Genomic DNA, 24,888 nt, shown 5'->3' on the forward strand with positions numbered 1-24,888 from the left:
GGAACCGCCTCACTTCTCCTTGGCGTGGAGCTTCAGCTTCGAGATCTGGTTCTTCAGCTCATCGAGGAAGAGCGACCTGATGCTCTCGGTGTCGAGCGCGCCGTTGACGCCGCGCAGCTTGCCCTCGCCGAGCTTGACGCAGACGGCCGACCAGGCGGCGCCGATGGCGCCGGTGAAGCCCGCGGCGACGGTGGCGTTGATCGCGCCGCCGCCGACGGTCCCGAACCCGGGGATCATCTTGAGCAGGTTGCCGGCGACGGTGCGGCCGGCCTGGGTGGCGGCCGCGGTGGCCGCGATCGAGGCCATCGCCGCCCTGTCGACCTCGATGCCGTAGATCGCCGAGATGCGCGCCATCATCCCGAGCTGGATCGGCACCAGGATGACGGCGTCGGAGAACGGGATCGGGGTGGCTCCGGCCGCCCCGGCCGCGGTCGCGGCACCCGCGATCACGGTGTTCGCCTGCTCCTGCTTCCGCTTGAGATCCACCCTCTGCGCCGCCGTGAGGGCCTCCTCGACCCCTGCAGGCGCGCATCGAAAGGTGGCATCGACGAGTTCCTGCAGCCCGTGGACCTGGTGACCGGCGAAGTCGTCGGCCTTGGCGTTGGTCAGGTAGACCCGGGCGCCGTGCACGGGCAGCCCGCGCGCGTCGATCTGCTGGGCGAACTCGACCGCGTCCGGGTGGTAGGCACCCGTCGGCGAGGTCGGCACCTGGGTCATCACCAGCACGACCGGCAGCCCGAGGTCGGCGAGCTTCTGGATGAACGCGGCCTCGGTGTCCTCGAAGCGGCGATCGGCGAAACGTACGGCGTACCAGGCGACGTGGATCTGCTCGGACTGCGGCTTGCGGCGACGCTCCTGGATCAGCTTGGCGAGGTCCTTGATCACCCGGTCGCCCTCGATGCCGATCTCCAGGCCCTGGGTGTCGAGCAGCCCGAAGAAGCCGCTGGTGTGCAGGTAGAGCGTGGACTCCTTCGTCACCGGCTCGCCGATCCCGGTCTTCGCCACCTCGGCACCGAAGACGGCGTTGACCAGCGTCGACTTGCCGACCCCGGTCTTGCCGAAGACGGCGAGGTTGAACCGGCCGATCTCCTTGGCGGACTCGGAGTACCTCTTGTGGAACTCGTCCTTGAACCAGCCGTCGGATGCGAAGTTGTTCACGTCGACAAGAATGCCAGGCCGCACCGACCCTTCCGGGAAATCGCAGAGCCACGGAGCCGACCTGGTGAATTCCGTGGCCGAGGCCTCGGATGAGGAATAGCGTGCCGGGCATGAGCCCTCGGTCTCGCCTCGCGTACGTTGCCGCCCTCGCCGCCGCAGTCGTACTGGTCGCGCCCACGACTCCGGTCCACGCGGCCGAGCCTGAGACCCAGCCCACCGACATCACCCTCACCCGGTGGAACAGCCTCGAGGACTTCGCGAAGGGCAGGTCGAGCAACCTGCGCCCGGACCGGCACGGCACCCTCCGGATCGGCCACGGCAGCGAGACGACGGCCTACACCGACCCCTTCGGCGACGGCACGGCCAAGACCTACGAGTACGGCACCTGGACCTCGCCCGTGGTCAGGACCGGGTACGCGATCGACGAGTCGGTCACCTCGTGGGACGTCGACACCCCGACCGGCACCTGGGCCGAGATCCGGTTCCGCGGCCGGAAGGCGGACGGCACCTGGACGAAGTGGTTCGTGATGGGTCGCTGGACCGCCGGCGACGACTTCGCGGCCGGCGACATCCACCGCACCTCGGTCGAGGGCCAGAGCGACACCGACGCGGCGCTCTACACCGACACGTACGTCGCCCGGACCGGCAAGGAGCCCGAGGCGTTCCAGACCAGGGTCACCCTGCTGCGCCCCGAGGGCGCGACCGTCTCCCCCAGCCTGCGAACGGTCTCGACGCTGACCAACGAATACCTGCCCGACTCCGCCTACCCCGGGACGAGCACGCCGACCCTCGACGACGCGATCGACCTCAAGGTGCCGCCGTTCAGCCAGAACATCCACCGTGGCGAATACCCGGAGTTCGGTGGCGGCGGCCAGGTCTGGTGCTCGCCGACCTCGGCGACGATGGTGCAGTACCACTGGGGTCACGAGGTCCCGGCGAGCGAGCTGGCGGACATCGAGGCCCCCAACGGCGACCCGCAGGTCGACTACGCCGCGATCAACACCTGGGACTACGCCTACGAGGGCGCCGGCAACTGGCCGTTCAACACCGCCTACGCCGGCCGCTGGGGCCTGGACGGGTTCGTGACCCGACTGCGATCGCTGGCCGAGGCCGAGACCCTGGTGGCGGCCGGCTTCCCGCTCGTGATCTCCGCCAACTGGGAGCGTGAGGAGATGCCGGAGGCCGGCTACGGCACCGACGGCCACCTGCTGGTCATCGGCGGCTTCACCGCCGAGGGCGACCCGATCGTCTACGACCCCAACTACCCCTCCAACGACGAGGTGCGCAACGTCTACACCCGCGAGAACTTCGAGCGGGTCTGGCAGACCTCGACCGACGGGGTCACCTACGTCATCCACCCGCGCGACGTGAGGCTGCCCGGGAGCGCCACAAACTGGTGACGGAGTCGCCATCAGGGTCATCCGCACCACCCTGGTCGGGCTAGGTTTCGGCCATGACACTCGATGCCGTTGCCGCTCTTCAGGCCGCACTTCGAGCCCCGACCGTCAACGACGGCGCCGGCGCGGAGGCGAAGGCTTTCGAGCAGCTCCACGAGGCGCTACGCGAGCACTTCCCGCGGCTGCATTCGACCCTCGACCTCACCCCGGTCGGCAAGCACGGGCTCCTCTTCCGCTGGCCCGGCGCCTCGGCCGAGAAGCCGGTCGTGCTGATGGCCCACCAGGACGTCGTCCCGATCGCAGGCGTTTGGACCCATGACCCGTTCGGCGGCGAGATCGTCGACGGGGTGATCCACGGGCGCGGCACCCTCGACGACAAGGGCCAGCTCGTGGCGATCTGCGCCGCGGTCGAGGGGCTCGTCGCGGGCGGGTTCGAGCCGGCGTACGACGTGTGGTTGTCGTTCGGCTCCGACGAGGAGACGACCGGCGCGGCCGCGCGGGCGGCGGTCCAGGAGCTCCGGAATCAGGGGGTCGAGCCGTGGTTCGTGCTCGACGAGGGCGGCGCGGTCGCGTTCGACGCCTTCCCGGGCGTCGCGGCGCCGATCGGGGTCGTCGGGGTCGCCGAGAAGGGCACCACCGACGTACGCCTCCGGGTGACCGGCGACGGCGGCCACTCCTCCACGCCACGGCAGAACGGCCCGACCGCGCGGCTGGCCCGCGCGATCACCCGGCTCGACCGCATGTCGATGCCGGTCCGCCTGCCGGCGCCGACGGTCGAGATGTTCGAGCAGATCGCCCCGTACGCGGCCAAGCCGCTGCGGCCCGTGCTGGCCAACGCCGGCCGGCTGGCGCCGGCGCTGGCTCGGCTGCTGACCCGGCTGGGGCCCGAGCCCGCCGCGCTGGTGCGCACCACGGTCGCGATCACGACGCTCGAGGGCAGCCCGGCTGCCAACGTGATCGCGTCGGCCGCCTCGGCCGGGGTCAACCTGCGGATCATGGTCGGTGAGACGGTCGCCGAGGTCGTCGAGCGACTGCGTGCCGCGATCGGCGACAAGCAGGTCGAGATCGAGGTCGTCCGGGCCGGCGAGCCGTCGCCGGTCTCCCCTCGCGACGAGGCGTTCTCGCTGGTCACCGACACCATCGCGGAGATCTTCCCGGAGGCCGTACCGGCTCCCTACACGGTCATGGCGGCGACCGACTCCCGCTTCTTCTACGAGATCAGCGACCGGGTCTACCGGTTCGCGCCGTTCCGGATGACCGCCGCCCAGCGGGCCACCATCCATGCAGCCGACGAGAACATCAGGGTCGATGACTACCTCGACGGGATCCGCTTCTACCGAAGGTTGATCGAGTCGTTGTGACCACTGAACATCAGCGCACCGGCCTCGAGAAGGCCGCCCGCGGAATCTGGGTGATCGTCGGCTTCCTGGTCGCCGTCGAGTTCGCCAGCGGCATCCTGCAGGGCTACTACACCCCGATCTTCTCCGACCTCGCCGACCATCTCGGCGTCTCCGACGCCGACCTCAACTGGCTCGAGGCCGGGCAGCTGATCGTCTCCGCGCTGTGCGTGCCACCGCTCGCCCGGCTCGGCGACCAGATCGGTCACAAGAAGGTGCTCCTGCTGGCGACCGGGATCACCGCGCTCGCCACCTGGTGGACCGTGGTCGCGCCCGACTTCGGCTCGTTCCTGGTCGCCTGGTCGATCCAGGGCGCCTACGTCATCTGGCTGCCGCTCGAGGTCGCCATCGTCCACAAGCGGACCGGCGGCGACACCGCCCTGACCCGTCGGGCCGCCGGTGTCCTGGTCGGCGCGCTCCAGCTCTCGGTGATCATCGGCGCGGTCGCTGCCGGCGCCCTCGTCGGCATCCTCCCGATGTGGGCGATCCTCTCCTTCCCGGCCGTCGCCGTGACCGCGGTCTTCGTCGTCATCGCCGTCGGCATCGAGCCCGACTCCGGCACCAGCGGCGGCACCTTCGACTGGCTCGGGCTGACCGTGCTGACCCTCGTGCTCGGCCTGGTCATGGCCGGCCTGGTCGGCGTACGCGTCCTCGGGGCCGGGTCCGTCCTCGCCTGGGCTCTTGTGGTCCTGGGACTGCTCACGCTGGTCCCGTTCTGGCGCATCGAGACCGGGCTGGACGATGCCGGCCGGAGCGAGCCGCTGATCGACGTACGTCTGCTGGTCTCGCGCGGGCAGTGGCCGATCCAGCTGACCGCGTTCCTGTTCGGGATGTCGGTGCTGGGAGCGCAGATCCCGCTGTCGACCTTCGCGCGTACCGATCCCGCCGAGGCCGGATTCGGGCTGGGCGCCGACGCGTCGTTCGTGTCGCTGCTGATCGCTGAGTACGTCATCGCGATGGCAATCTCCGCGTTCACCCTGCCGCTGTGGGCGCGGTTCCTCGGGCCGGTGCGGGCCCAGGCGGTCGCCTGCTTCCTGGTGGCCGCGGGCTACCTGATGTGGCTACCGTTCCACGACTCCACCGCGCAGGGGCTGATCAACATGGCCGTCGTCGGCCTCGGCTCGGGCGCGCTGGTGGCCTCGCTGCCTGCGGCGGCGGCCGCTGCCGCGCCGGCCTCCCGCACCGCGTTCGCGACCGGCATGACCAACGCCACCAAGACCGTCGGCGGCGCCATCGCCTCCGCGGTCTTCGCGATCGCGCTCGCCGCGGACGGGTCGATCTCGGGCGAGGCGCACGCGCCGCTGTCGGGCTACCTCACCGTGTGGGCGGTGTGTGGCATCACCGCCCTCGTCGCCGGGCTGCTGCTTCTGCTGCCCCGCCGCACAACCAGCACTGGGTAAACTTTCCGCGCTGGAGGTGACCACATGCCCACGAGCGAGGACCGGCCCGAGGAGCGCCCGGAGACGCAGGCGCCCCGTCTCGACGATGCTGCGAGCAAGACCGCTGCCGCCGCCCGGATACGGAACCAGACCAAGTGGGTCGACCTCCAGGTGCAGCAGTCGATCCAGCGCGGTGAGTTCGACAACCTGCCCGGTGCCGGCAAGCCGATCAAGAACCTCGACCGCGACCACGATCCTGACTGGTGGGTCAAGCAGCTCGTCGAGCGCGAGCGGATCGTCGTGCTCCCCCGGTCCGTCCAGCTCCGCAAGGACGACGCCGAGCTCGACGGACTCCTCGACACCCAGACCACCGAGGACGGCGCCCGCAGGATCGTCGAGGAATTCAACGAGCGCGTCATCGCGGCCCGCTACGGCGCGCCCGAGGGCCCGCCGCTGATCACCATGCCCCGCGACGTAGACGCCACCCTGGACGCCTGGCGCGAGCGTCGCGCCGCCCGGGTGGCAGCCGCCAAGGACCAACGCAGCCAGCAGCAGCGCCAGAGACGACGCTGGTGGCGCCGCCGCTGAGATCAGACCCCGAGAGGTCGATTTCTGACGGCGAATGGACCACTCGGCGTCAGGAATCGACGCTTCGACGTCAGATTCTGACCTCTCGGCGGTGCGAGAACCGCGACCGGTAGCGCCCCGGAGTCACGCCGACCTCCGAGGTGAACCCCGCCCGGAAGGTCACCGGTGAGTAGTAGCCGGACTCGTGGCTGATCCGCTCGATCGGCAGGTCGGTGGTCTCGAGAAGCGTCTTGGCGACCGCGATGCGTTCGGCGGCGACCCAGCGCATCGGCGTGGTGGCGAGGTCGCGCTCGAAGCGCCGGGCGAGGGTGCGCGGAGAGACCGCGGCGGCCGCCGCCAGACGCTCGAGGGTGATGTCCTCGTGCAGGTTGGCGCGGAGCCAGGTGCGCAGCTCGTCGAGCCAGTGGGCCTGCTCGGTGAGCGGGTCGGCTGCGACGTACTGCGCCTGGTCGCCGTCGCGGTGCGAGGCGATGACCAGGTTGCGGGCGATGGTGTTGGCGGCATGCTGGCCGTGGTCGGTGCGGATCAGGTGGAGGCACAGGTCCAGCCCGGCGGCCGAGCCCGCGCTCGTCAGCACGCCGTCGTCGACGTAGATCGCGCGCGGGTCGAGGTCGACCCCGGGATACGTACGCCGGAACACCTCCGCCCACCGCCAATGGGTCGTCGCGCGGCGACCGTCGAGCAGCCCGGCTTCGGCCAGGGCGAAGGCACCGGTGCACAGCGAGACCATCCGGGCGCCGCCCGCAGCTGCCCGGCGGAGCTCCCGGACCAGGGTCGGACTGATCGGCTCGCCCGGCCGGATCGCCGGCACCAGCACCGTTCCGAACTCAGTCAGCGCGGCCATCGGCTGCTGCGGCGTCAGCCGCGGCCCACCGTGGACGCGCACCCCACGCAGGTCGCCACACAGCACCACGTCGTAGAGCGGGCTGGCGTCGTGGTCCCAGTCGTAGCCGAGCGCCTCGAGCGGCATCCCGATCTCGAACAGGGTCATCCCGTCGACGATCGGGATGGCGATGGACGGCTTAGCAGGCATGGCAAGAATCTATCACTCTTAGTCAATCCTGCCACTCCTCCAGAGGGCTCCACGAGAGCACTCTGGAGTCATGACCAACTACAAGAAGAACCCCAGCAAGGTCCGCAACACCGTCCGCTCCGTCCTCGCCGGCTTCGACGCCGGCGCCCGGGTCCGTCACGGCGCCAAGGTTCCGAAGGACCATCCCTCGCGACGCCGGTCGTGATCGTTACAAGCCGAGACGCCTACCGACCGGTAACCCCCGGCCGTTAGGGTGACCGGCATGAGTCACAAGAGCCCCAAGGACTTCTTCGCACCGTTGGCGGTGGGCGCTCCCGCACCCCTGCGGGAGATCCCGGCGCGGCCGAGTCGCGCGATCCACTTCTTCGACCCGTCGAACCCGAAGATGGCGGCCAAGGTGCCCGCCATGGTCGGCACCGTCGACGTACTCCTCGGCAACCTGGAAGACGCCGTCAAGGCCGACAACAAGGTCGCCGCGCGCGAGGGTCTGGTGAAGATCGCCTCCGAGACGGACTTCGGTCCCACGCAGCTGTGGACCCGGATCAACTCGCTCGACTCCCCGTGGGTGCTCGACGACCTGGTCACCCTGGTCACCGAGATCGGCGACAAGCTCGACGTCGTGATGGTGCCGAAGGTGCAGGGCCCTGAGGACATCCACTACGTGGACCGGCTGCTCGCGCAGCTCGAGGCCAAGGGCGGCGTACAGAAGCCGATCCTCATCCACGCCATCCTCGAGACCGCGCGCGGCGTGGCCAACGTCGAGGAGATCGCGCTCGCCTCCCCGCGCATGCAGGGGATCAGCCTCGGCCCGGCCGACCTCGCGGCCGACCGCAAGATGAAGACCACCCGAGTCGGCGGCGGCCACCCGGGTTACCTGGTCCGCCAGGATCCAGTCGACGGCGACATCCACGGCAACCGCACCGTCTTCCAGCAGGACCTGTGGCACTACACGATCGCGAAGATGGTCGACGCGTGTGCCGCGGCGGGGATCTACCCCTACTACGGCCCGTTCGGCGACATCACCGACGTGGTCGCGGCCGAGGACCAGTTCCGCAACGCGTTCCTGCTCGGCTGCGTCGGCACCTGGAGCCTGCACCCCAAGCAGATCGAGATCGCCAACCGCGTCTTCTCCCCCAGCGTCGAGGACATCAAGCACGCCCGCCGCGTGGTCGCCGCCATGGGCGACGGGACCGGCGCAGTCATGCTCGACGGCAAGATGGAGGACGACGCCAGTCTCAAGCAGTGCCTCGTGCTCGTCGACCTCGCCGAGGAGCTGGCTGCCATCGACCCGAAGCTCAAGGAGCTCTACGACGCCATCGAGATCGAGGACTGAGATGACCGAGACGACCTTCCGCCCCCTGCGTTCGGTTCTCTACATGCCGAGCTCCAACACGCGTGCCCTCGAGAAGGCCAAGACGATCACCGCCGACGCGCTGATCCTCGACCTCGAGGATGCCGTCGCCCCCGACGCCAAGCCGGAGGCGCGCGAGAACGCGGCCGCGGCCGTGACGTCGAGTGAGTACGGCAACAAGTACCTCACCATCCGCATCAACGGCGCCGACACCGAATGGCACGCCGACGACCTGGCCGCCGCCGCCAAGGCAGGACCCGACGCCATCGTGGTCCCCAAGGTCAACAGCGCCCAGCAGGTGCACGACCTCGTCGCGGCCTTCGAGAAGGCCGGCGTCCCGGAGCACACCAAGCTCTGGGCGATGATCGAGAGCCCGTACGCCATCCTCCACGCCGAGGAGATCGCCTCCGCCTCCGAGCGGCTGACAGTGCTGGTCATGGGCACCAACGACCTGGTCAAGGAGCTGTACGTCGACCACGTCCCGGCCCGCGCCAACCTGGTCACCAGCCTCCAGCTGTCCGTGCTCGCCGCGCGCGCGAGCGGCAAGGTCATCCTCGACGGCGTCTACAACAACGTGAAGGACGCCGAGGGCTACGCGGCCGAGGTCGAGCAGGGCCGCATCTTCGGGTTCGACGGCAAGACCCTGATCCACCCGGCCCAGGTCGAGGGCGCCAATGCAGGCTTCGCGCCCAGCGAGCAGGCGGTGTCCGAAGCCAAGGGTCTCATCGAGACCTGGGAGGCGAGCGACGGCGGCGTCGTGACCTACAACGGCAAGATGGTGGAGAACCTCCACGTCGAGTCCGCGCGGCGCACGTTGAGCATCGCCGAGGCCATCGCAGCGTTGTAATCCACAGGAAGATATACCCCCGGGCGTATCTTCCTCGTTACCTCCTGCGTGCATTTCGCCTTGTCAGTAACTTTTTTCTGAGAAGAAGGTGACAAGTAGGCGAGATTCTGGTTCCGTTACGTGCTGCGCGACACTACCGACACTCGCTACGCGCTCAGGAGACAGCGTCAGATGACTGAAGCGAATCGTCGGCCCGCGACGGGGGACCACCAGAACGTCCCTCCCACGCCGGCTCGACACCCCGCCACACCGATGCTCCCCACGAACGACACCGCGCCCGAACCCCTCGAGATCGCTCGCCGCGCTCTCGAGGGGTTGTCGCCGGCGGACGAGTCGTGGTTCACCAATCCCAAGACGAACCCCGCCGCGGAGCGAGTGCGACCGCGTCACACGCCGTACACACCACAGCCGCAGCCCGGCACGGCGCTCGTCCTGCGACACCCCGATGCCGACCGCTCCCAGCCGCCGCGGGCCACCTACCAGCGCCCGATGCCGCCACACACCCGGCTGCCGCAGTACGCCTACCAGCCGAGCCCCTACACGGCACAGCAGTTCCACCCCGCCGGGCCGGTGATGTTCGCCAACCCGGCGATGCCGTCGTACGCCGCCGCGCAGGTGCCGACCCGGAACGGCGTGGTCGAGGAACACCGGATTCCGAAGAGCCGCGCCCGCAACAAGAAGGCCGTACTGCTGCCGCTCGCGGCAATGGCGATCGCCTCAGCCGGCATCGGCGCCTTCGCCCAGGCCAACGTCGGCCCCGGCGTCGAGACCCAGCAGGTCAAGGCCCACGCCGGCCAGTACGACGCCGTACCCGTGGTCGACACCGCCGCCCAGAAGGTCATCGATGCCCCTGGCGTGATCGCGCCGGAGACGACATCTCCCTTCGCCCCCGCGGCCGCCGGCACCACCTCCGCCGGCAAGCACTCCAGCGGCGACTACGATGCGCCCTCCACCGCCGAGGGCTACGGGGGCGCTCACTCCTCCAGCGGGACGGTCTCCACCCCGCAGGAGGGGGACACCTTGTCGGACAAGGATCCGGCCCCCGCTCCCGAACCGGCTCCCGAACCGGCCCCGGAGCCCGCTCCGCAACCGCAGCCCGAACCCGAGCCCGAGCCGACCCCTGTGCCGACCCAGCCGTCGCTGGGCGAGAACGTGGTGGCCCCGGTGCTCGACACGGTGACGGGCGTCATCGACGGTCTCACCGGAATTCAGCTCGACCTGACCCGGTAGTCATCGAGTGACCCAGAACGGGGTCGTGACCTCATCCGAGGTCACGGCCCCGTTTGCGTATGCCCGGGTGGGTTACCCATGGCAAGAGCGGGCCATCTAGAAATAGGACCTCCGTCCCGATAACTTCCGTGGTTTTCCCTCGTTTGAGCGATGTGCCACCCCTTAACTCGGGAGTGCGCCAGGTTCCCCCGGATCTGGCAGGTGGCACGGCCCCGTTGCGGGGATCTTGGGGGATCCCCACCGCAGAATCGGAGTCCAACCAACAATGCGAAGCATCCGTACGTTCGCGCTGTCCGCAGCCGCTGCCGCCGTCGTCGGCGCAGTCCTGGTTGTGCCGGCGCCATCACAGGCCGCGCTGACGAACACCTCCTTCGGGATGTTCGCCGCCGGCTTCGGCACCCGCGTGACCGGTGGAAGCATCCCGGCCAACTCGGGAGACCTCGGATACCAGACGATCGGGTGCACCCGTAAGGCTGGCTACGACGTCAACAACAACACCGCCGGTGCCAAGGTCCCGGGCGTCGGCACGATCGGCGCGACCACGACCAAGCAGCGCACGGTCAAGTCCGGCTCGACGGTCAAGTCCATCTCGGAGCACAAGATCGCCGACGTCGTGCTCGACAAGAGCCCGCTGGGCAAGGTCACCGTCGAGGGCCTCAGCTCGGTGTCCCAGGCTTGGTGGGACGGCAAGGCCTACAAGGCCGACTCCAAGGCGAAGATCGCTCACGTGGTCCTCGACCCGGCCGGCCCCGGCCAGAAGATCGACCTGCCGATCCCCGGCAATGACAAGCCGCTCGTCATCCCGGGCATTGCCACCATCGGTCTGGGCAACACCGTCGAGAAGACCAACGCCGACGGCGCCGAGGCTTACGCCAACGGCATCTGGATCAAGCTCCACGGCACCGACTCCGAGGTCATCGTCGGTCGCTCCCGCGCCGAGATCAACGGCCAGGCCTACTCCGCGACCTTCCGCGGTTTCGCCGACTCGATCGACGCCACCGCTCTCGGCGGTGCCGTCCAGGTCGGCAAGAACCCGCTGACCAACGCGTCCTGCGCCGGCACCAAGGGCAAGCTGAAGACCAAGTCCATCGCCGGCGTTCCGCTGGGCGACGCGGGCGACATCGTGGACGTCAAGGGCCTGACCAGCGGTCAGCGTTCGAACCAGACCAAGACCACCGCCGAGGGCTACACCTTCGGTGAGGTCGCCAGCGTCAACATCGGCGACGGTGCGATCCGCATCGAGGCCATCCGCGCCCAGGCGAACGCGAAGTTCGTCAAGGGCAAGGGCGCCACGACGTCCATCTCGGGCACCAAGTTCGGTGACATCTACATCGGCGACCAGAAGGTCTCCCTCGCCCAGCTCGAGTCGGCGCTCTCCCGCGTCGACATCCCCGGCCTGGCCAAGATCGAGACCAAGGTCATCACCGAGCGCAGCAAGAACCTGATCGAGGTCGTCGCCCTGCGGCTGACGCTCCTCGACGCCACCGAGGGCACCAAGACCGTTGTCAACATCGGTCACGCCAAGTTCAAGGTGAACTCGAACGCGTGAAGCCTTGATCCACTGAGGCTGTCCTAAGAAACGGCCCGCGTCCTGACCAGGTCGCGGGCCGTTTCTTCATTCTGAAGTTACTCACGGGTAGTATCAACCCACCCATACGCAGTCGAACCGACCTGAAGCATTAGGCTCGGTTCATTCCGGCAGTCCTGCCCCCTGATGAGGAGCGCCTAGGCATGTTGCAGATCATCGCCATCGTCGTGTGTCTTGCGGCAACGGTGGCCACCGCCTACCTGGTGATCAAGGCGGTCCGGTCGATGCTCGCGGTCATCAAGATCGGTACGCCGATCAGCCGCGTCGACCAGCCACTCGCCCGCACCCTGACGATGTTGAAAGAGACGGTCCTCCACACGCGCATGCTGCAGTGGACCTGGGTCGGCGTGCTCCACTGGTTCGCCTTCGCCGCGTTCCTGCTGCTCTCGACGGCGGTCGGCGCTGCGTACTTCCAGCTCTTCGACCCCGAGTGGACGCTGCCGGTCATCGGCGAGCTGTTCGCGTACGAGTGGCTCGCCGAGCTCCTCGGCCTGCTCGGCGCGCTGGGCATCATCCCGCTGATCATCTACCGGGTGACCCATCTGCCCTCGAAGATGGGCCGCGGCACGCGGTTCTATGGCTCCACGCAGTGGCAGGCCTTCTTCGTCGAGGCGATGGTGCTGCTCGAGAGCGCGGCGATCCTGTTCATCCGCGGTGCGGAGTACAACCTCGCCAAGGCCCACGGCGGCGAGGTCGCCGAGCACGCCACCGCGTTCCACTTCCCGATCTCGCAATTCTTCGGGGGGCTCTACCCCACCGGCACCGACGCGATCCCAACGCTCGAGAACGTCATCTACGCGATCGCGACCTTCAAGATCATCACTGCGCTGATCTGGCTGGCCGTCGTCTCCACCCACCTGACGATGGGTGTCGCCTGGCACCGCTTCACCGCCTGGTTCAACATCTGGTTCAAGCGCGAGCCGGGGTCGCGTACGTCCACCACTGAGGGCGCGCGCCCGCTCGGCACCGCACTCGGCGCGATCAAGCCGATGCTCATCGACGGCAAGGCCGTCACCCTCGAGGACGTCGAGGAGGACCGGATCCCCGAGGACGCGATCCTCGGCGTCGGCTCGATCCAGGACTTCTCCTGGAAGGGCATCCTCGACTTCACCACCTGCACCGAGTGTGGTCGCTGCCAGTCGCAGTGCCCCGCCTGGAACACCGAGAAGCCGCTCTCGCCCAAGCTGCTGATGATGGGCCTGCGTGAGCACGCGTACGCCGCTGCCGGCGACTCGGACCTCAAGGAGAAGCCGCTGATCGGCAAGGCCGACGGCGCTCCTGAGGGTGCTGGCGGCAACACCGAGGTCCTCGACTGGTTCTACAACCCGGAGGACGGCGGCTTCGTCATCGACGAGGACGTCCTCTGGTCCTGCACGTCCTGCGGTGCCTGCGTCCAGCAGTGCCCCGTCGACATCGAGCACGTCGACCACATCATGGACATGCGCCGCTACCAGGTGCTCGTCGAGTCCAACTTCCCCTCGGAGCTCAACGGTCTCTTCAAGGGCCTCGAGGGCAAGGGCAACCCCTGGAACATGAACGCCAACGCGCGCATGGACTGGGCCAAGGACCTGCCCTTCGACGTCAAGGAGGTCGGCAAGGACATCGAGTCGCTGGAGGAGGTCGACTGGCTGTTCTGGGTCGGCTGCGCCGGCGCCTACGAGGACCGAGCCAAGAAGACCACCCGCGCCGTGGCCGAGCTGCTCGACATGGCCGGCGTCTCCTTCGGCGTACTCGGCAACGGCGAGACCTGCACCGGTGACTCCGCCCGCCGCGCCGGCAACGAGTTCGTCTTCCAGGGTCTGGCTCAGCAGAACGTCGAGACGTTCAAGGAGTTCAAGGTCAAGAAGGCCGTCACCACCTGTGCTCACTGCTTCAACACGTTGAAGAACGAGTACAAGGAGTTCGGCATCGAGCTCGAGGTCGTTCACCACACCCAGCTGCTCAACCGCCTCGTGCGCGAGGGCAAGCTGACCCCGGTCTCCGACGGCGCCGGCGCCCACAAGCGCTCGATCACCTACCACGACCCGTGCTACATCGGTCGCCACAACGGCGTCTACGAGCCGCCGCGTGAGCTGCTGCAGATCATGCCCGGTGCCGAATACAAGGAGATGCCCCGCAACTCCGAGCGCTCCTTCTGCTGTGGTGCTGGTGGCGCCCGGATGTGGATGGAGGAGAAGATCGGGTCGCGGATCAACGAGAACCGCACCGACGAGGCCGTCGCCACCGGTGCGGACCAGATCGCCGTCGGCTGCCCGTTCTGCCGCGTCATGCTCTCCGACGGTCTGACCAAGGCTCAGGCCAACGGTGCCGCGCGCGAAGAGGTCGAGGTGCTCGACGTCGCGCAGATGCTGCTCGCGTCCGTGAAGGGCGAGCAGGCGACCAAGCTGGCCCCGGGTGAGGGTGCGAAGGTCGGCGCCGCCGCCAAGGCTGCTCCGGCCGTCGAGGAGGCCGCTCCGGCCGCCGGTGCTGCGACCGCTGCTGCGGGCTCGTCGCTGTTCGACTCCCCCGCCGAGACCACCGAGGCCCCGAAGGCTCCGGCCGACGCGTCCTCGCTCTTCGACAGCCCTGCCCCGGCCGAGCCGGCCTCGGGCGGTACGTCGGGTGGCGGATCGCTCTTCGACACCCCTGCTCCGGCCGCTGAGCCGGAGAAGCCGGCCTCCGGTGGCTCGCTGTTCGACGACAGCGGGTCGCTCTTCGACACGCCTGCGGAGGCGCCTGCCGAGGAGAAGCCCGCCTCGGGTGGCTCGCTGTTCGACGTTCCTGCCGACAAGCCTGCTGAGGAGCCTGCTGCCGATCTCGGGACGGGTGGGTCGCTCTTCGACGTACCTGCTCAGGAGGCGGAGCCTGCTGCCGCACCCGAGGCGAAGGCCGCGCCGGCTGCGCCGGCAGCGCCGGCGCCGGCCGAGGAGCCTGCTGTCGACCTCGGTGGAGGCGGCTCGCTCTTCGACATCCCGGCAGCACCGGCCGAGGAGGCCGCACCGGCCCCCGAGGCGAAGGCTGCCCCGGCAGCCGAGCCCGCGGCCCCGGCTGCTCAGCCGGCCGCCGAAGAGCCGAGCATCGACCTCAGCGCAGGTGGGTCGCTCTTCGACATCCCCGCCAGCGAGCCCACGCCTGCGGCTCCTGTCGAGGCCCCGGCTCCGGCCGAGACCGCGACCGAAGCCCCGGCCGCACCCGCTGCGCCTACCGCACCCGCCGCTCCTGCGGCAGGTTCGGGCGTGACCTCGGAGCCGAAGACGGACGTCGACTTCGACAGCCTCGGCTCGCTCTTCGACATCGAGGCGCCGGAGGGCACGGTCGCAGCTGCGGCTCCGGCCACTCCTGCCCCGGCTGAGGCCGCTCCCGTGGCCGAGGCTGCCCCGGAGACGGTGGCCGACGAGGCACCTGCCGCACCTGCCGAAGAAGCGGCGGTCGAGGTGGAGACGCCGGCCGAGCCGGAGCCCGAGCCGGAGCCCGAGAAGGCACCGGAGCCGAAGCCGGCACCGGCGGTGAGCGGAGAGGCTCACGCGCCGCGTACGGACGTCGACATCCACGAGGCAGGGTCGCTCTTCGACCTCTGACCCACCGCAGTCCGCTGCACCAGACGATGACACCTTGTGAGTGATTCACAAGGTGTCATCGTCATTTAGCGAGGCGTCGCTCGCGTCGGCCGAGATGGCACCAGTGTGCCCACTCGACCGACGCACCTGACGTTTCGGCCGGCCGGGGTGGCGCCTCGGCGAGGGGACTGACGTCACGTGATGTCAGATTGGGGTTGTGATGACGTCATCATGATGTCATAGTGGTGCGTATGGACATCACGCCGTACATCGACAGCCTGCGACGGGACCTGCTGGCCGCGGCCGAGGCATCGGGGCCGGAGGCGCGGGAGACCGCAGAGCGGCTCACCTATGCACTCGACCCGGCCGCTCGGCTGGCGGTGATGGAGGCGGTGAGTCAGGCGGCCGCGGAGATCACGGCGGAGCTGCCGACGGGCAACGTGGACGTACGTCTGCGAGGGCGCGACCTGGAGTTCGGGGTCACGCTTCCCGAGCTCACCGAGCCGGTTCCCCCGACGCCGCCGACGCCACCGACACCGCCCACTCCCCCGGCTCCTCCGGCCCCGCCGGAGCCGGAGGGCGACGACAACCTCGCCCGGGTGACCCTCCGGATCCCGGAGTCGCTCAAGGCGAAGGCCGAGGAGGCCGCGGCCGACGCCGGCCAGTCGCTCAACACCTGGCTCGTCGGCGCGGTGCGCGCGGCGACCCGCGACAACGCGGTCAACGTCGACGTCGACCTCTCCGCGATCCCACACATCGTCAACGAGGCGATGAGCAGCCTCGATCCGTTCCGCGAGAGCTTTCGCGGCAGGTCCGACCGCCGGATGACCGGCTGGCTCTGACCTGAGCTCACAGCACGACCACGGACGGCCGCCCGGCCGGTCCGGTAGATCAGCACACCCTGAGGAGCACCATCATGAGCACGTACACCTTCATGTCCACCGCCCCCGCCAAGCTCTTCGTCGAGTTCGGGAAGGGCAATCTCGAGGTCCAGGCGACCGACACCGACGAGACCGTCGTCGAGATCGACGGCGAGGACGCCGAGAGTCTGGTCGTCGAGCAGAGCGGCGACACGATCAACATCATCGACCCGCACAAGGGGCCGTTCAACCGCTCGCGGCGCTACGACATCAGCGTGACGGTCCCGGCCCGCAGCCAGCTGCGAGCCCGCACCGGAACCGCCGACATCGCCACCCAGGGCGTCCTCCGGGCAGCCTGGCTCCAGACCGGGTCGGGCGACGTACGGATCGACCGGGTCATCGAGGAGTTCCAGGTCGAGTCCGGCTCGGGCGACATCGAGGCGGACACCCTCGACGGGCGCGCCTCGATCAAGTCCGGATCCGGTGACATCCGGATCGGTACGGTCCACGACCTGCACACCAAGACCGGCTCCGGCACCGTGGAGATCGACGAGGTCGAGGGCGACGTGAGCCACTCGACCGGCGCGGGCGACTTCGCGATCCACTCGGTCAGCGCGGGGCGTATCTCGGTGAAGGGGGCCTCCTCCGACGTACGCATCGGGATCCCGAACGGCACCCCGGTGTGGACCGACGTCAACACGGTGACCGGCCGGTGCACCAGCACTGTCGAGAGCGCTGGCGCACCGGCCGCGGGTGAGCCCTACGTCGAGCTCCGCACCACCACCGTGAGTGGTGACATCACCCTCATCGGGCTCTGAGCCCGGGGGCTACTCCTCCTCGTTCGCCTTGTCGGCGCCAGGAGCGTCCGGCACCACCGGCTTGAGCAGACCCCAGGCGATGAAGGCGCCTCCGATGACGAGCAGGACGATGCCCGCCCAGAGGTTGGCGTTGGGCCCGCCGGTCTTGTCGACCTCGGGGTCGCCGAACAGGCCCATCAGCAGCAGGATGACGCCGTAGATCGTGAGCAGGGACCCGATCACGTTGCGGATGTCGAAGAGCGACAGCAGCGTTCCCAGGAACCCTTTGCTGGTTTCAGTGGACATCTCAGCCTCCTCAGAAGATCGCGTTCAGGATGGTGACCATGACCAGCGCGACGCCCGCCAGGGGCACCGGGCGCTGCCACCACGGGCGGCCGGCGTCCTCGGGATCCACCAGGTCCTCCGGCGGGGTCTCGGAGTAGACCAGACCCTTCAAGGAGCCTTCCGGCTTCGGCGCGGTCACCAGCGAGACGAGCACGCTGACGATGATGTCGACGAAGAAGGCCGCACCGGCAGCCACGAACGACGCACCCTGGCCGGAGAGGGGCAGGACACCGACGGAGAGGCCACCGAGCGTGCCGTCGGCGAGGATGCCGACGGTCACCGCCGCCAAGGTGCCGGAGACGAGACCCATCCAGCCGGCGGTCGCGGTCATCCGCTTCCAGAACATACCCAGGATGAACGTCGCGAACAGCGGCGCGTTGAAGAACCCGAACAGGGTCTGCAGGTAGTCCATGATGTTGGAGAAGTTGGACGCCAGGATCGCGGTGAAGATCGCGATGGCGGTCGCCGCGACGGTCGCCCACCGGCCGAGCTTCACGTAGAAGTCGTCGGGGCGGTCCTTGATGATGTACTCCTGGATGATGTCGAAGGACACCACCGTGTTGAACGCGGAGACGTTGGCGGCCATACCGGCCATGAACGCCGCCAGCAGACCGGTGATCGCCAGGCCGAGCAGACCGTTGGGCAGCACCTCAGCCATCAGGTAGAGCAGCGAGTCGTTGTACGTCACGCCCTCACCCGAGGCACCGCCGGCGACCGACTCCCCCGCCTTCGTCTGTGCGATCTCGGTGACCAGGACCGCCGCGATCATGCCGGGGAAGATGGTGATGAACGGGATGAACATCTTCGGGAAGGCGCCGATGATCGGCGTCTTCCGCGCCGCCGAGATCGAGTCGGCGGCCATCGCGCGCTGGACCTCGACGAAGTTGGTCGTCCAGTAGCCGAAGGAGAGGACGAAGCCGAGACCGAACACGATGCCGACGACCGAGAGGAAGTCGGAGGAGAAGCCGGTCAGGGCGGCGCCGGGCCAGGAGTTGAGCTGGTCGGCGGCGGGCGCGATGGTGTCGGGGTTGGCGGCCGCGGCCTTCTCGATCTTCGAGGTCAGGCCGTCCCAGCCGCCCACCCGGTGGAGGCCCAGGAGGGTCAGCGGCAGCAGCGCGGCGACGATCACGAAGAACTGCAGCACCTCGTTGTAGATCGCGGCCTTCAGACCACCGAGGGTGATGTAGGACAGCACGATCACCGCGGCCACGATCAGCGCCACCCACAGCGGCCAGCCGAGCAGCGCGTGCACGATCGAGCCGAGCAGGTAGAGGTTGATGCCGGCGATGAGCAGCTGCGCCAGCGCGAACGAGAGCGCGTTGACCAGGTGGGCACCGGTGCCGAAACGGCGCTTCATGAACTCGGGGACCGAGCGCACCTTCGAGCCGTAGTAGAAGGGCATCATCACGACACCCAGGAACAGCATCGCCGGGATCGCACCGATCCAGAAGTAATGGACGGTCGGAAGACCGACCTGAGCCCCCGTTGCCGACATACCCATGATCTCGACGGCGCCGAGGTTCGCTGAGATGAAGGCGAGACCGGTGACCCACGCGGGCAGGGACCTACCCGAGAGGAAGAAGTCGACCGAGCTCGACATGCCGCGGCTGGCCAGGAAGCCGATGCCGAGAACGAACGCGAAGTAGATGGCGATCAGGAGATAGTCGACCGCGTTGGCCTGGATCAGGGTGTCCGCGGCCAGGATGCTTGCTTGCATTCCGAGACCCTTCTATTTGATTGGGCGCACCAAACTTAACCACGCGTACGTCTCAAAACCGCGCTGGGTCACCCCTTCATCGACACGCCTTCGCGCCAGTAGCCCATGAAGGCGACCTGCTTGCGCGGCATCTCCAGCTCGTTGACCAGATGACGTCGCAGCGCGGTGACCATCCGGGACTCCCCGGCGATCCAGGCGTAGCGCCCGTCCTCGCCGCTTCCCGCACCGCTCTCGGTGCTGGCGACCTCCTCGCCCGAGGACGAGTAGTCCGGGGTCTCCCACAGGTCCGGGTCCTCGACCTCGACCGAGGTCACGTCGTCGGGCGTCGCCTCGAAGCCGAGCAGCCCACCGACGGCGGCCAGGGCCGGTCCGCCCACGGGCGCGCCCTCGCGCGGCAGCCAGCTGACCTGCAGCCCCTCAGGCGCAGAGACCTCCTGTACGTCACCAGCGACCGGCACCTCCAGGAAGGCCGATCCGGTGGCGTCCGCCGGCAGCGACTCGAGGATCGAGACGATCGCCGGGACGGCCGTCTCGTCGCCGACCAGGAGCAGCCGGGTGGCGTCACCAGGAAGCCACTCGATCCCGCCGTAGGGCTCGCCGAGCTTGGGTCCGGCGACCAGGATCTCGTCGCCCGGCTTGGCCGCGCCGGCCCAGTCGGAGCCGGGACCGTGCGCGCCGGGGTGCAGCACGAAGTCGACGTACAGACGCTTCTCGATGCCTTCCCCCTCGATCGAGCGGATCGTGTAGGTGCGCATCCGCGGGCGCTCGTCCTCGGGGAGGGCGAGCCATTCGGTGTACCAGTCCTCGGCGGTGAGCTCGGGCAGTACGCCCGGGGTGGCCGGGAAGAGGAGCTTGATGCGCTGGTCGAGGGTCGGGCCGTCGTTGCCGAAGTCGGCAAGGTCGTCGCCGGCAAGCTCGATCCGGGCGAAGGACGGGGAGAGGCGCTCGACGGAGCGCACCGAGACGCGGGCGAGGATGGGCATGTCAGGCTCCTTGTGCGTGGGGGTGAGCAGCGGGTCGGTGATGACGTCCGATGGGGACGACCATCGGTGTGCCCGAGACGGGGTCGACGATGACCTGGGACTCCAGGCCGAAGACCTGCTCGACGCGGTCGGCGGTGACCACCTCGGCGGGCGTGCCGGTGGCGGCGACCTTTCCGCCGCTCATCGCGATCAGGTGGTCGGCGTAGCGGGCGGCCAGGTTGAGGTCGTGGAGCACCATCACGACGGTGGTGCCACGCGACGAACGGAGCCCGTGGAGCAGGTCGAGCAGGTCGACCTGATGGGCGACGTCGAGGAACGTGGTCGGCTCGTCGAGGAGCAGCAGGTCGGTCTGCTGGGCGAGCGCCATCGCCACCCAGACCCGCTGCCGCTGACCGCCGGAGAGCTCGTCGACGACGCGGTCGGCGAGGTCGAGCGTGTCCGTCAGCTCGAGCGCCTCCGCGACCGCCGCGTCGTCTTCGGGCGACCAGCGCTTCAACGCACCGCGGTGGGGCTGGCGTCCGCGGCCGACCAGGTCGACGACGGTGATGCCCTCGGGGGCGACCGGCGACTGCGGCATCAGGCCGAGCGTCTTGGCCACCGCGCGGGTGGGCTGCTTGTGGACCGCCTTGCCGTCCAGGACCACCTGCCCGGAGATGGGCCGGAGCAGCCGCGCCATCCCGCGCAGCAGGGTCGACTTCCCGCAGCCGTTGGCGCCGACGATCACCGTGGTGAGGCCGTCAGGGATCTCGAGCGAGACCCCGTCGACGACCGGCTCCGCGCCGTAACCGAGGCTCACGCTCTCCGCAGCGAGTCTCATCAAGCCTTCCTTCCAGCCCGCCCAGCGGCGAGCAACCACAACAGGAACGGCGCCCCGAACGCACCGGTGACGACGCCTACCGGGAAGGAGACGCCGGGTACCGCATAGTCGGCGATGTAGTCGCCCGCCACCATCACGATCGCGCCGACGAGCGCAGCGCCGACCAGGGTCGTGCGCCCGCCGTTGAGCGCCCGCGAGATCGGTCCGGCCACGAACGCGACGAAGGCGACCGGCCCGGCCGCGGCGACGCCGAGAGCGGTGAGCAGGACGGCGATCAGGAGCAACAGGTCCGTACGCCGCCGGCTCACGCCCAGACCCGTGGCCACGTCTGGGCCGAGCTGGAGGATCTGGGCGGAGCGGGCGGTCCAGACCAGCGCCGGGAGGAGCACGACGAGGAAGCCGAGCAGGATCCAGATGGTGGGCCAGGTGACGCCGTTGAGTGCGCCAGTCAGCCAGCGCAGCACGAGCAGGGCGTCGAACTCGTTGGCGCGGGTGAAGAGGTAGTGGACGACCGCGGTCATCGCGGCCGCGGCGGTCACTCCGACGAGGACGAGCCGATAGCTGCCGTCGGAGCCGGCGACGAGCCGGACCGCCACCGCGATCGCGATCGCACCCACGATCGCGGCGATGCTCAGGGCCAGCCCCTGCAGGTCGAGCACCACGATCGCGAAGACCGCCGACGCGCTCGCACCGAGCGAGACGCCGACGATGTCGGGGCTGGCCAGCGGGTTGCGCAGGGTGCTCTGGAAGACGGCGCCGGCGCTGCCGAACGCGACCCCGACCAGCACCCCGAGGATCGCCCTGGGCAGCTTCTCCGACATCAGCAGGAAGGTGGCGCCGGGGATCTCGGCCCCGCCGAGGATCCGGAAGAAGTCGGGCACGGTGATGATGAAGTTGCCGAGCAGCACCCGGGCGACGAAGGCTCCGAAGAGGACCACCGCCAGGGCAGCGACCACGAAGGCATGGTGTCGTCGCGGGGCCCGTCGGGCCTTGCGTACGACGTCGACCGACCGGGTGGGTTCGACAGAAGTTGTGCTCACAGGCCGGCCATCCGTCCACGCCGCAGGAACCACACGAAAGCAGGTACGCCGACGACGGCCGTCATGATGCCGACCTGCACCTCGGTGGGCGGCAGCACCACCCGGCCGAGCGCGTCGGCGATGGCGGTGAGCGCGGCTCCGGCGGCGATGGAGAGCGGCAGCACCAGCGTGTAGCTGGGGCCTACCAGGGCGCGTACGGCGTGCGGGACGACCAGGCCGACGAAGGCGACCGGGCCGACCAGTGCGGTGGCGGTGCCGCTCAGCAGCACCACCGCGATCCCGACGAACACCCGGTCCAGACCGGTACGGCGGCCGAGCCCCTTGGCGAGGTCGTCGCCGAGCGCGAGCGCGTCCAGGACCCGGGCACCCAGCAGCGCCATCACGGCACCGATAGCGAGGAACGGAGCACAGATCGCGAGGTCACCCCAGTCGCTGCCGATGGTGCCGACCTGCCACTGCCGGAAGACTTCCAGGCCCTTGTGATCCATCAGCAGGATGCCGCTGGTCCAGCTGGTCAGCGCCGCGGTCAGCGCCGCGCCGGCCAGCACCAGCTTGGCCGGGGTGGCGCCGTCACGACCGATCGCGGCGACGCCGTGCACGAGGATCGCAGCCAGAGCGGAGCCGATGAAGGCGGCCCACAGCAGCGAGTCGAGGCCGGTGGCACCGACGTACACGAGCGCGACGACGACCGCGAAGGCCGCACCGGCGTTGAGACCGAGCAGCCCCGGGTCCGCCAGCGGGTTGCGGGTGAGTCCCTGCAGGCAGGCGCCGCCGAGCGCGAGCGCGCCGCCGACGGCGAAGGCGATCGCGGTGCGGGCGATCCGGTTCTCCAGGATCGCGTGCCCGAAGCTGCCGTCGTCGAAGAGTGCGGTGGGCGGAACCCACTCGGAACCGAGCAGGACCGAGGCGACGGCCGCGAGAAGCAGCGCCGCCAGGATCAGCCCGATCCCAGGCAGCCTCCTGCCCCGGACGACCGCGGCGGCAGCTGCTGCCGGGTCGGCCGGGGCCAGACGCGTACGTGTGGTCAACGCGGGCTTCACTCAGCCGCGGTGACGTTGACCTTCCCGCCGTCGACCGCCTCGGCGATCGAGGGAACGAGCTCGTCGATGAAGTACGGGATCGACAGGGTGCTCGCGGCGGAGAAGGTCAGGGAGAGCGGCTGGTCGGTCACGTCGAGGTAGTGGCCGTCCTTGATCGCCGGGATCTGGCTGAGCAGCTTGTCCTTCTGCAGGGCCTCGAAGCTGCCCTCGGTGTAGCCGAGGTTGATCAGCACCTCCGACTCCAGCTCGGGAGCCTTCTCCGCGGAGACGTCGGTGTAGAACTGCCCCTTCGGAACGAGCTTGTCGGCGACCGGGGCCAGCTCCATGCCGAGCTGGGTGAGCATCTGCGGGCGGGCGTCGCCGGCGCCGTAGAGGCCGATGGTGCCGAGCTTGGAGTTGTCCTGGACACCAGTGACCAGGTAGCTGGCGCCGACGATCTGCGGGTGGTCCTTCTGGGCCTGCGCGATCGAGTCCTCGGTCTCCTTCTTGACCTCCTCGGACAGGGTGACCCGGCCGGTGGCCTTGCCGATCATCTCGAGCGAGTCCTGCCAGGAGGTCAGCCACGGGTCACCGGGGAAGGCGACGGTCGGGGCGATCTCGCTGAGCTTCTTGTAGTCGGCCTTGGTGATGCCCGAGTTGGTGGCCAGGATCAGGTCGGGCGCAGCCTTGCTGATCTCGGTGAAGGGGATGCTGGTGTCGGCGTTGAAGCGCACCGGCTGCTTGCCGCCGACCTCCTTCAGCTCGGCGTCGAACCAGTCGGTCGACTGCTGCTCGTTGCCGCCCCAGGTGATCGCCTGGGCAGCGACCGGGACGACACCCAGCGACAGCGCCACGTCGTGGTCGGACCAGCCGATGGTGGCGACGTTCGTCGGCTCCTCGGTGATCTCGGTGCTGCCGTAGGCGTGCTCGACAGTGACGGGGAAGGCGCCCGAATCGGCCTTCGAGGCAGAGTCCGCGGAGCTGTCCGCGGAGTCGGTCGCGCCTGTGCTGCACGCAGCCAGGCCGGTGGCAGCGAGCACGAGGCTCGCAGCGATGAGTACAGATCGACGGAACACGGGGGAAACCACCTCGGGTTAGGCAATGCTTAGTTAGGACAGCCTAAACACATTCTGGTTTCCACGCGGTATCGGCCCCCAGGGTTTGGGACGACACAGCGGACAGGTCAGGGTCTGACGAACGCCGCCCGTTCGGCCTCGACCCGATCCCGGATCACGCAGTCGAGCGAGTGGTCGTTGATGATCCCCATCGACTGCATGAACGCGTACATCGTCGTCGGCCCGACGAACTTCCAGCCTCGCTTCTTGAGGTCCTTGGAGAGGCTGATCGAGGCGGCAGAGGTGGCCACCACCTCCGGGACCTTGAGCGGCTCGGGCTCGAATCCCCAGACGTACGCAGCCAGCGACCCGCGCTCCTCGACGAGGTCGACCGCGCGGCGGGCGTTGTTGATCGCCGCCTCGATCTTGCCGCGGTGGCGGATGATCCTCGCGTCCTGCAGGAGGCGCTCGACATCGCCCTCATCGAACTCGGCCACCTTGTGGAATTCGAAGTCGGCGAAGACCTCCCGGAACGCCGGCCGCTTGTTCAGGATCGTGCGCCAGGAAAGCCCGCTCTGGAACCCCTCCAGGCAGATCTTCTCGAAGAGCCGTACGTCACCGCCGGCCGGAAATCCCCACTCGGTGTCGTGGTAGTCGAGGAACTCCGGCGCCCCTCCGGCCCACGCACAACGCGTCTGGCCATCAGGGGCCAGGAACGGTGTCTCACTCATCCACCCGACCCTAGCGGCGA

22 protein-coding genes are annotated in these 24,888 nt (G+C 69.0%); 12 read left to right on the forward strand and 10 right to left on the reverse strand.

The window, feature by feature from the left end; all coding sequences use genetic code 11:
• Window positions 1–9: 9 nt before the first annotated feature.
• Window positions 10–1,158, reverse strand: a complete 1,149-nt coding sequence (locus ABTW65_RS10250; protein WP_350659958.1) for a GTPase family protein — start codon at window positions 1,156–1,158, stop codon at window positions 10–12.
• A 110-nt stretch (window positions 1,159–1,268) separates the two neighbouring features.
• Between ABTW65_RS10250 and ABTW65_RS10255 the strand changes: the two genes are divergently transcribed.
• Genes ABTW65_RS10255 through ABTW65_RS10270 form a run of 4 tightly spaced genes read left to right on the forward strand, consistent with a single transcriptional unit; the run spans window position 1,269 to window position 5,919 of the window.
• Complete coding sequence (locus ABTW65_RS10255; RefSeq protein WP_350659959.1) at window positions 1,269–2,558, forward strand: C39 family peptidase; 1,290 nt, start codon at window positions 1,269–1,271, stop codon at window positions 2,556–2,558.
• Between the two features lie 53 nt (window positions 2,559–2,611).
• Window positions 2,612–3,916, forward strand: a complete 1,305-nt coding sequence (locus ABTW65_RS10260) for a M20/M25/M40 family metallo-hydrolase (protein WP_350659960.1) — start codon at window positions 2,612–2,614, stop codon at window positions 3,914–3,916.
• A complete protein-coding gene (locus ABTW65_RS10265; RefSeq protein ID WP_350659961.1) occupies window positions 3,913–5,352 on the forward strand; it encodes an MFS transporter in 1,440 nt (479 codons plus the stop codon). Before ABTW65_RS10260 ends, ABTW65_RS10265 begins: the two co-directional genes overlap by 4 nt.
• A gap of 24 nt (window positions 5,353–5,376) precedes the next feature.
• Window positions 5,377–5,919: a DnaJ family domain-containing protein gene (locus ABTW65_RS10270; protein WP_350659962.1), complete on the forward strand. Its 543-nt coding sequence runs from the start codon at window positions 5,377–5,379 to the stop codon at window positions 5,917–5,919.
• A gap of 70 nt (window positions 5,920–5,989) precedes the next feature.
• Here ABTW65_RS10270 and ABTW65_RS10275 read toward each other — a convergent pair whose 3' ends face one another.
• A complete protein-coding gene (locus tag ABTW65_RS10275) occupies window positions 5,990–6,952 on the reverse strand; it encodes a GlxA family transcriptional regulator (RefSeq protein WP_350659963.1) in 963 nt (320 codons plus the stop codon).
• 70 nt (window positions 6,953–7,022) lie between these two features.
• Here ABTW65_RS10275 and ABTW65_RS10280 point away from each other — a divergent pair, with 70 nt between their 5' ends.
• The 8 genes from ABTW65_RS10280 to ABTW65_RS10315 all read left to right on the forward strand — a co-directional run bounded on the left by ABTW65_RS10280 (window position 7,023) and on the right by ABTW65_RS10315 (window position 17,182).
• Window positions 7,023–7,157: a hypothetical protein gene (locus ABTW65_RS10280; protein ID WP_350659964.1), complete on the forward strand. Its 135-nt coding sequence runs from the start codon at window positions 7,023–7,025 to the stop codon at window positions 7,155–7,157.
• 57 nt (window positions 7,158–7,214) lie between these two features.
• Entirely contained in the window at window positions 7,215–8,285 is a 1,071-nt protein-coding gene (locus ABTW65_RS10285; RefSeq protein ID WP_350659965.1) for an HpcH/HpaI aldolase/citrate lyase family protein, read from the forward strand.
• Window position 8,286: 1 nt separating this feature from the next.
• On the forward strand, window positions 8,287–9,150 hold the full coding sequence (locus ABTW65_RS10290) for an HpcH/HpaI aldolase/citrate lyase family protein (RefSeq protein ID WP_350659966.1): 864 nt from the start codon (window positions 8,287–8,289) through the stop codon (window positions 9,148–9,150).
• A 171-nt stretch (window positions 9,151–9,321) separates the two neighbouring features.
• Window positions 9,322–10,380: a hypothetical protein gene (locus ABTW65_RS10295; protein ID WP_350659967.1), complete on the forward strand. Its 1,059-nt coding sequence runs from the start codon at window positions 9,322–9,324 to the stop codon at window positions 10,378–10,380.
• Window positions 10,381–10,645: 265 nt separating this feature from the next.
• The gene (locus ABTW65_RS10300; protein ID WP_350659969.1) at window positions 10,646–11,929 is read left to right on the forward strand and encodes a choice-of-anchor P family protein; all 1,284 of its coding nucleotides are present in this window, start codon (window positions 10,646–10,648) and stop codon (window positions 11,927–11,929) included.
• 182 nt (window positions 11,930–12,111) lie between these two features.
• Window positions 12,112–15,525, forward strand: a complete 3,414-nt coding sequence (locus ABTW65_RS10305; protein WP_350659970.1) for a heterodisulfide reductase-related iron-sulfur binding cluster — start codon at window positions 12,112–12,114, stop codon at window positions 15,523–15,525.
• 230 nt (window positions 15,526–15,755) lie between these two features.
• Window positions 15,756–16,346, forward strand: coding sequence for a toxin-antitoxin system HicB family antitoxin (locus tag ABTW65_RS10310; protein WP_350659971.1), 591 nt, complete (start codon window positions 15,756–15,758; stop codon window positions 16,344–16,346).
• A gap of 74 nt (window positions 16,347–16,420) precedes the next feature.
• Window positions 16,421–17,182 carry a DUF4097 family beta strand repeat-containing protein gene (locus ABTW65_RS10315; RefSeq protein WP_350659972.1) on the forward strand — a complete coding sequence of 254 codons (762 nt, stop codon included), beginning with the start codon at window positions 16,421–16,423 and terminating at the stop codon, window positions 17,180–17,182.
• Window positions 17,183–17,191: 9 nt separating this feature from the next.
• Here ABTW65_RS10315 and ABTW65_RS10320 read toward each other — a convergent pair whose 3' ends face one another.
• From ABTW65_RS10320 to ABTW65_RS10355, 8 genes are all read right to left on the reverse strand, one after another.
• A complete protein-coding gene (locus ABTW65_RS10320; protein ID WP_350659973.1) occupies window positions 17,192–17,467 on the reverse strand; it encodes a hypothetical protein in 276 nt (91 codons plus the stop codon).
• A gap of 10 nt (window positions 17,468–17,477) precedes the next feature.
• A complete protein-coding gene (locus ABTW65_RS10325) occupies window positions 17,478–19,208 on the reverse strand; it encodes a sodium:solute symporter family protein (RefSeq protein ID WP_350660436.1) in 1,731 nt (576 codons plus the stop codon).
• Between the two features lie 83 nt (window positions 19,209–19,291).
• Window positions 19,292–20,206, reverse strand: coding sequence for a siderophore-interacting protein (locus ABTW65_RS10330; RefSeq protein ID WP_350659974.1), 915 nt, complete (start codon window positions 20,204–20,206; stop codon window positions 19,292–19,294).
• 1 nt (window position 20,207) lies between these two features.
• Window positions 20,208–21,023, reverse strand: a complete 816-nt coding sequence (locus ABTW65_RS10335; protein ID WP_350659975.1) for an ABC transporter ATP-binding protein — start codon at window positions 21,021–21,023, stop codon at window positions 20,208–20,210.
• Window positions 21,023–22,063 carry a FecCD family ABC transporter permease gene (locus ABTW65_RS10340; protein WP_350659976.1) on the reverse strand — a complete coding sequence of 347 codons (1,041 nt, stop codon included), beginning with the start codon at window positions 22,061–22,063 and terminating at the stop codon, window positions 21,023–21,025. Before ABTW65_RS10340 ends, ABTW65_RS10335 begins: the two co-directional genes overlap by 1 nt.
• Window positions 22,060–23,091, reverse strand: a complete 1,032-nt coding sequence (locus ABTW65_RS10345) for a FecCD family ABC transporter permease (RefSeq protein ID WP_350659977.1) — start codon at window positions 23,089–23,091, stop codon at window positions 22,060–22,062. The genes ABTW65_RS10340 and ABTW65_RS10345 overlap by 4 nt, the downstream gene beginning before the upstream one ends.
• Window positions 23,092–23,099: 8 nt before the next feature.
• Window positions 23,100–24,158: an iron-siderophore ABC transporter substrate-binding protein gene (locus tag ABTW65_RS10350; protein WP_350659978.1), complete on the reverse strand. Its 1,059-nt coding sequence runs from the start codon at window positions 24,156–24,158 to the stop codon at window positions 23,100–23,102.
• A gap of 107 nt (window positions 24,159–24,265) precedes the next feature.
• Window positions 24,266–24,868, reverse strand: coding sequence for a DNA-3-methyladenine glycosylase I (locus tag ABTW65_RS10355; RefSeq protein WP_350659979.1), 603 nt, complete (start codon window positions 24,866–24,868; stop codon window positions 24,266–24,268).
• Window positions 24,869–24,888: the final 20 nt, after the last annotated feature.

This window comes from Nocardioides sp. NPDC127503, from assembly GCF_040302165.1.
Taxonomy (GTDB): Bacteria; Actinomycetota; Actinomycetes; order Propionibacteriales; family Nocardioidaceae; genus Nocardioides.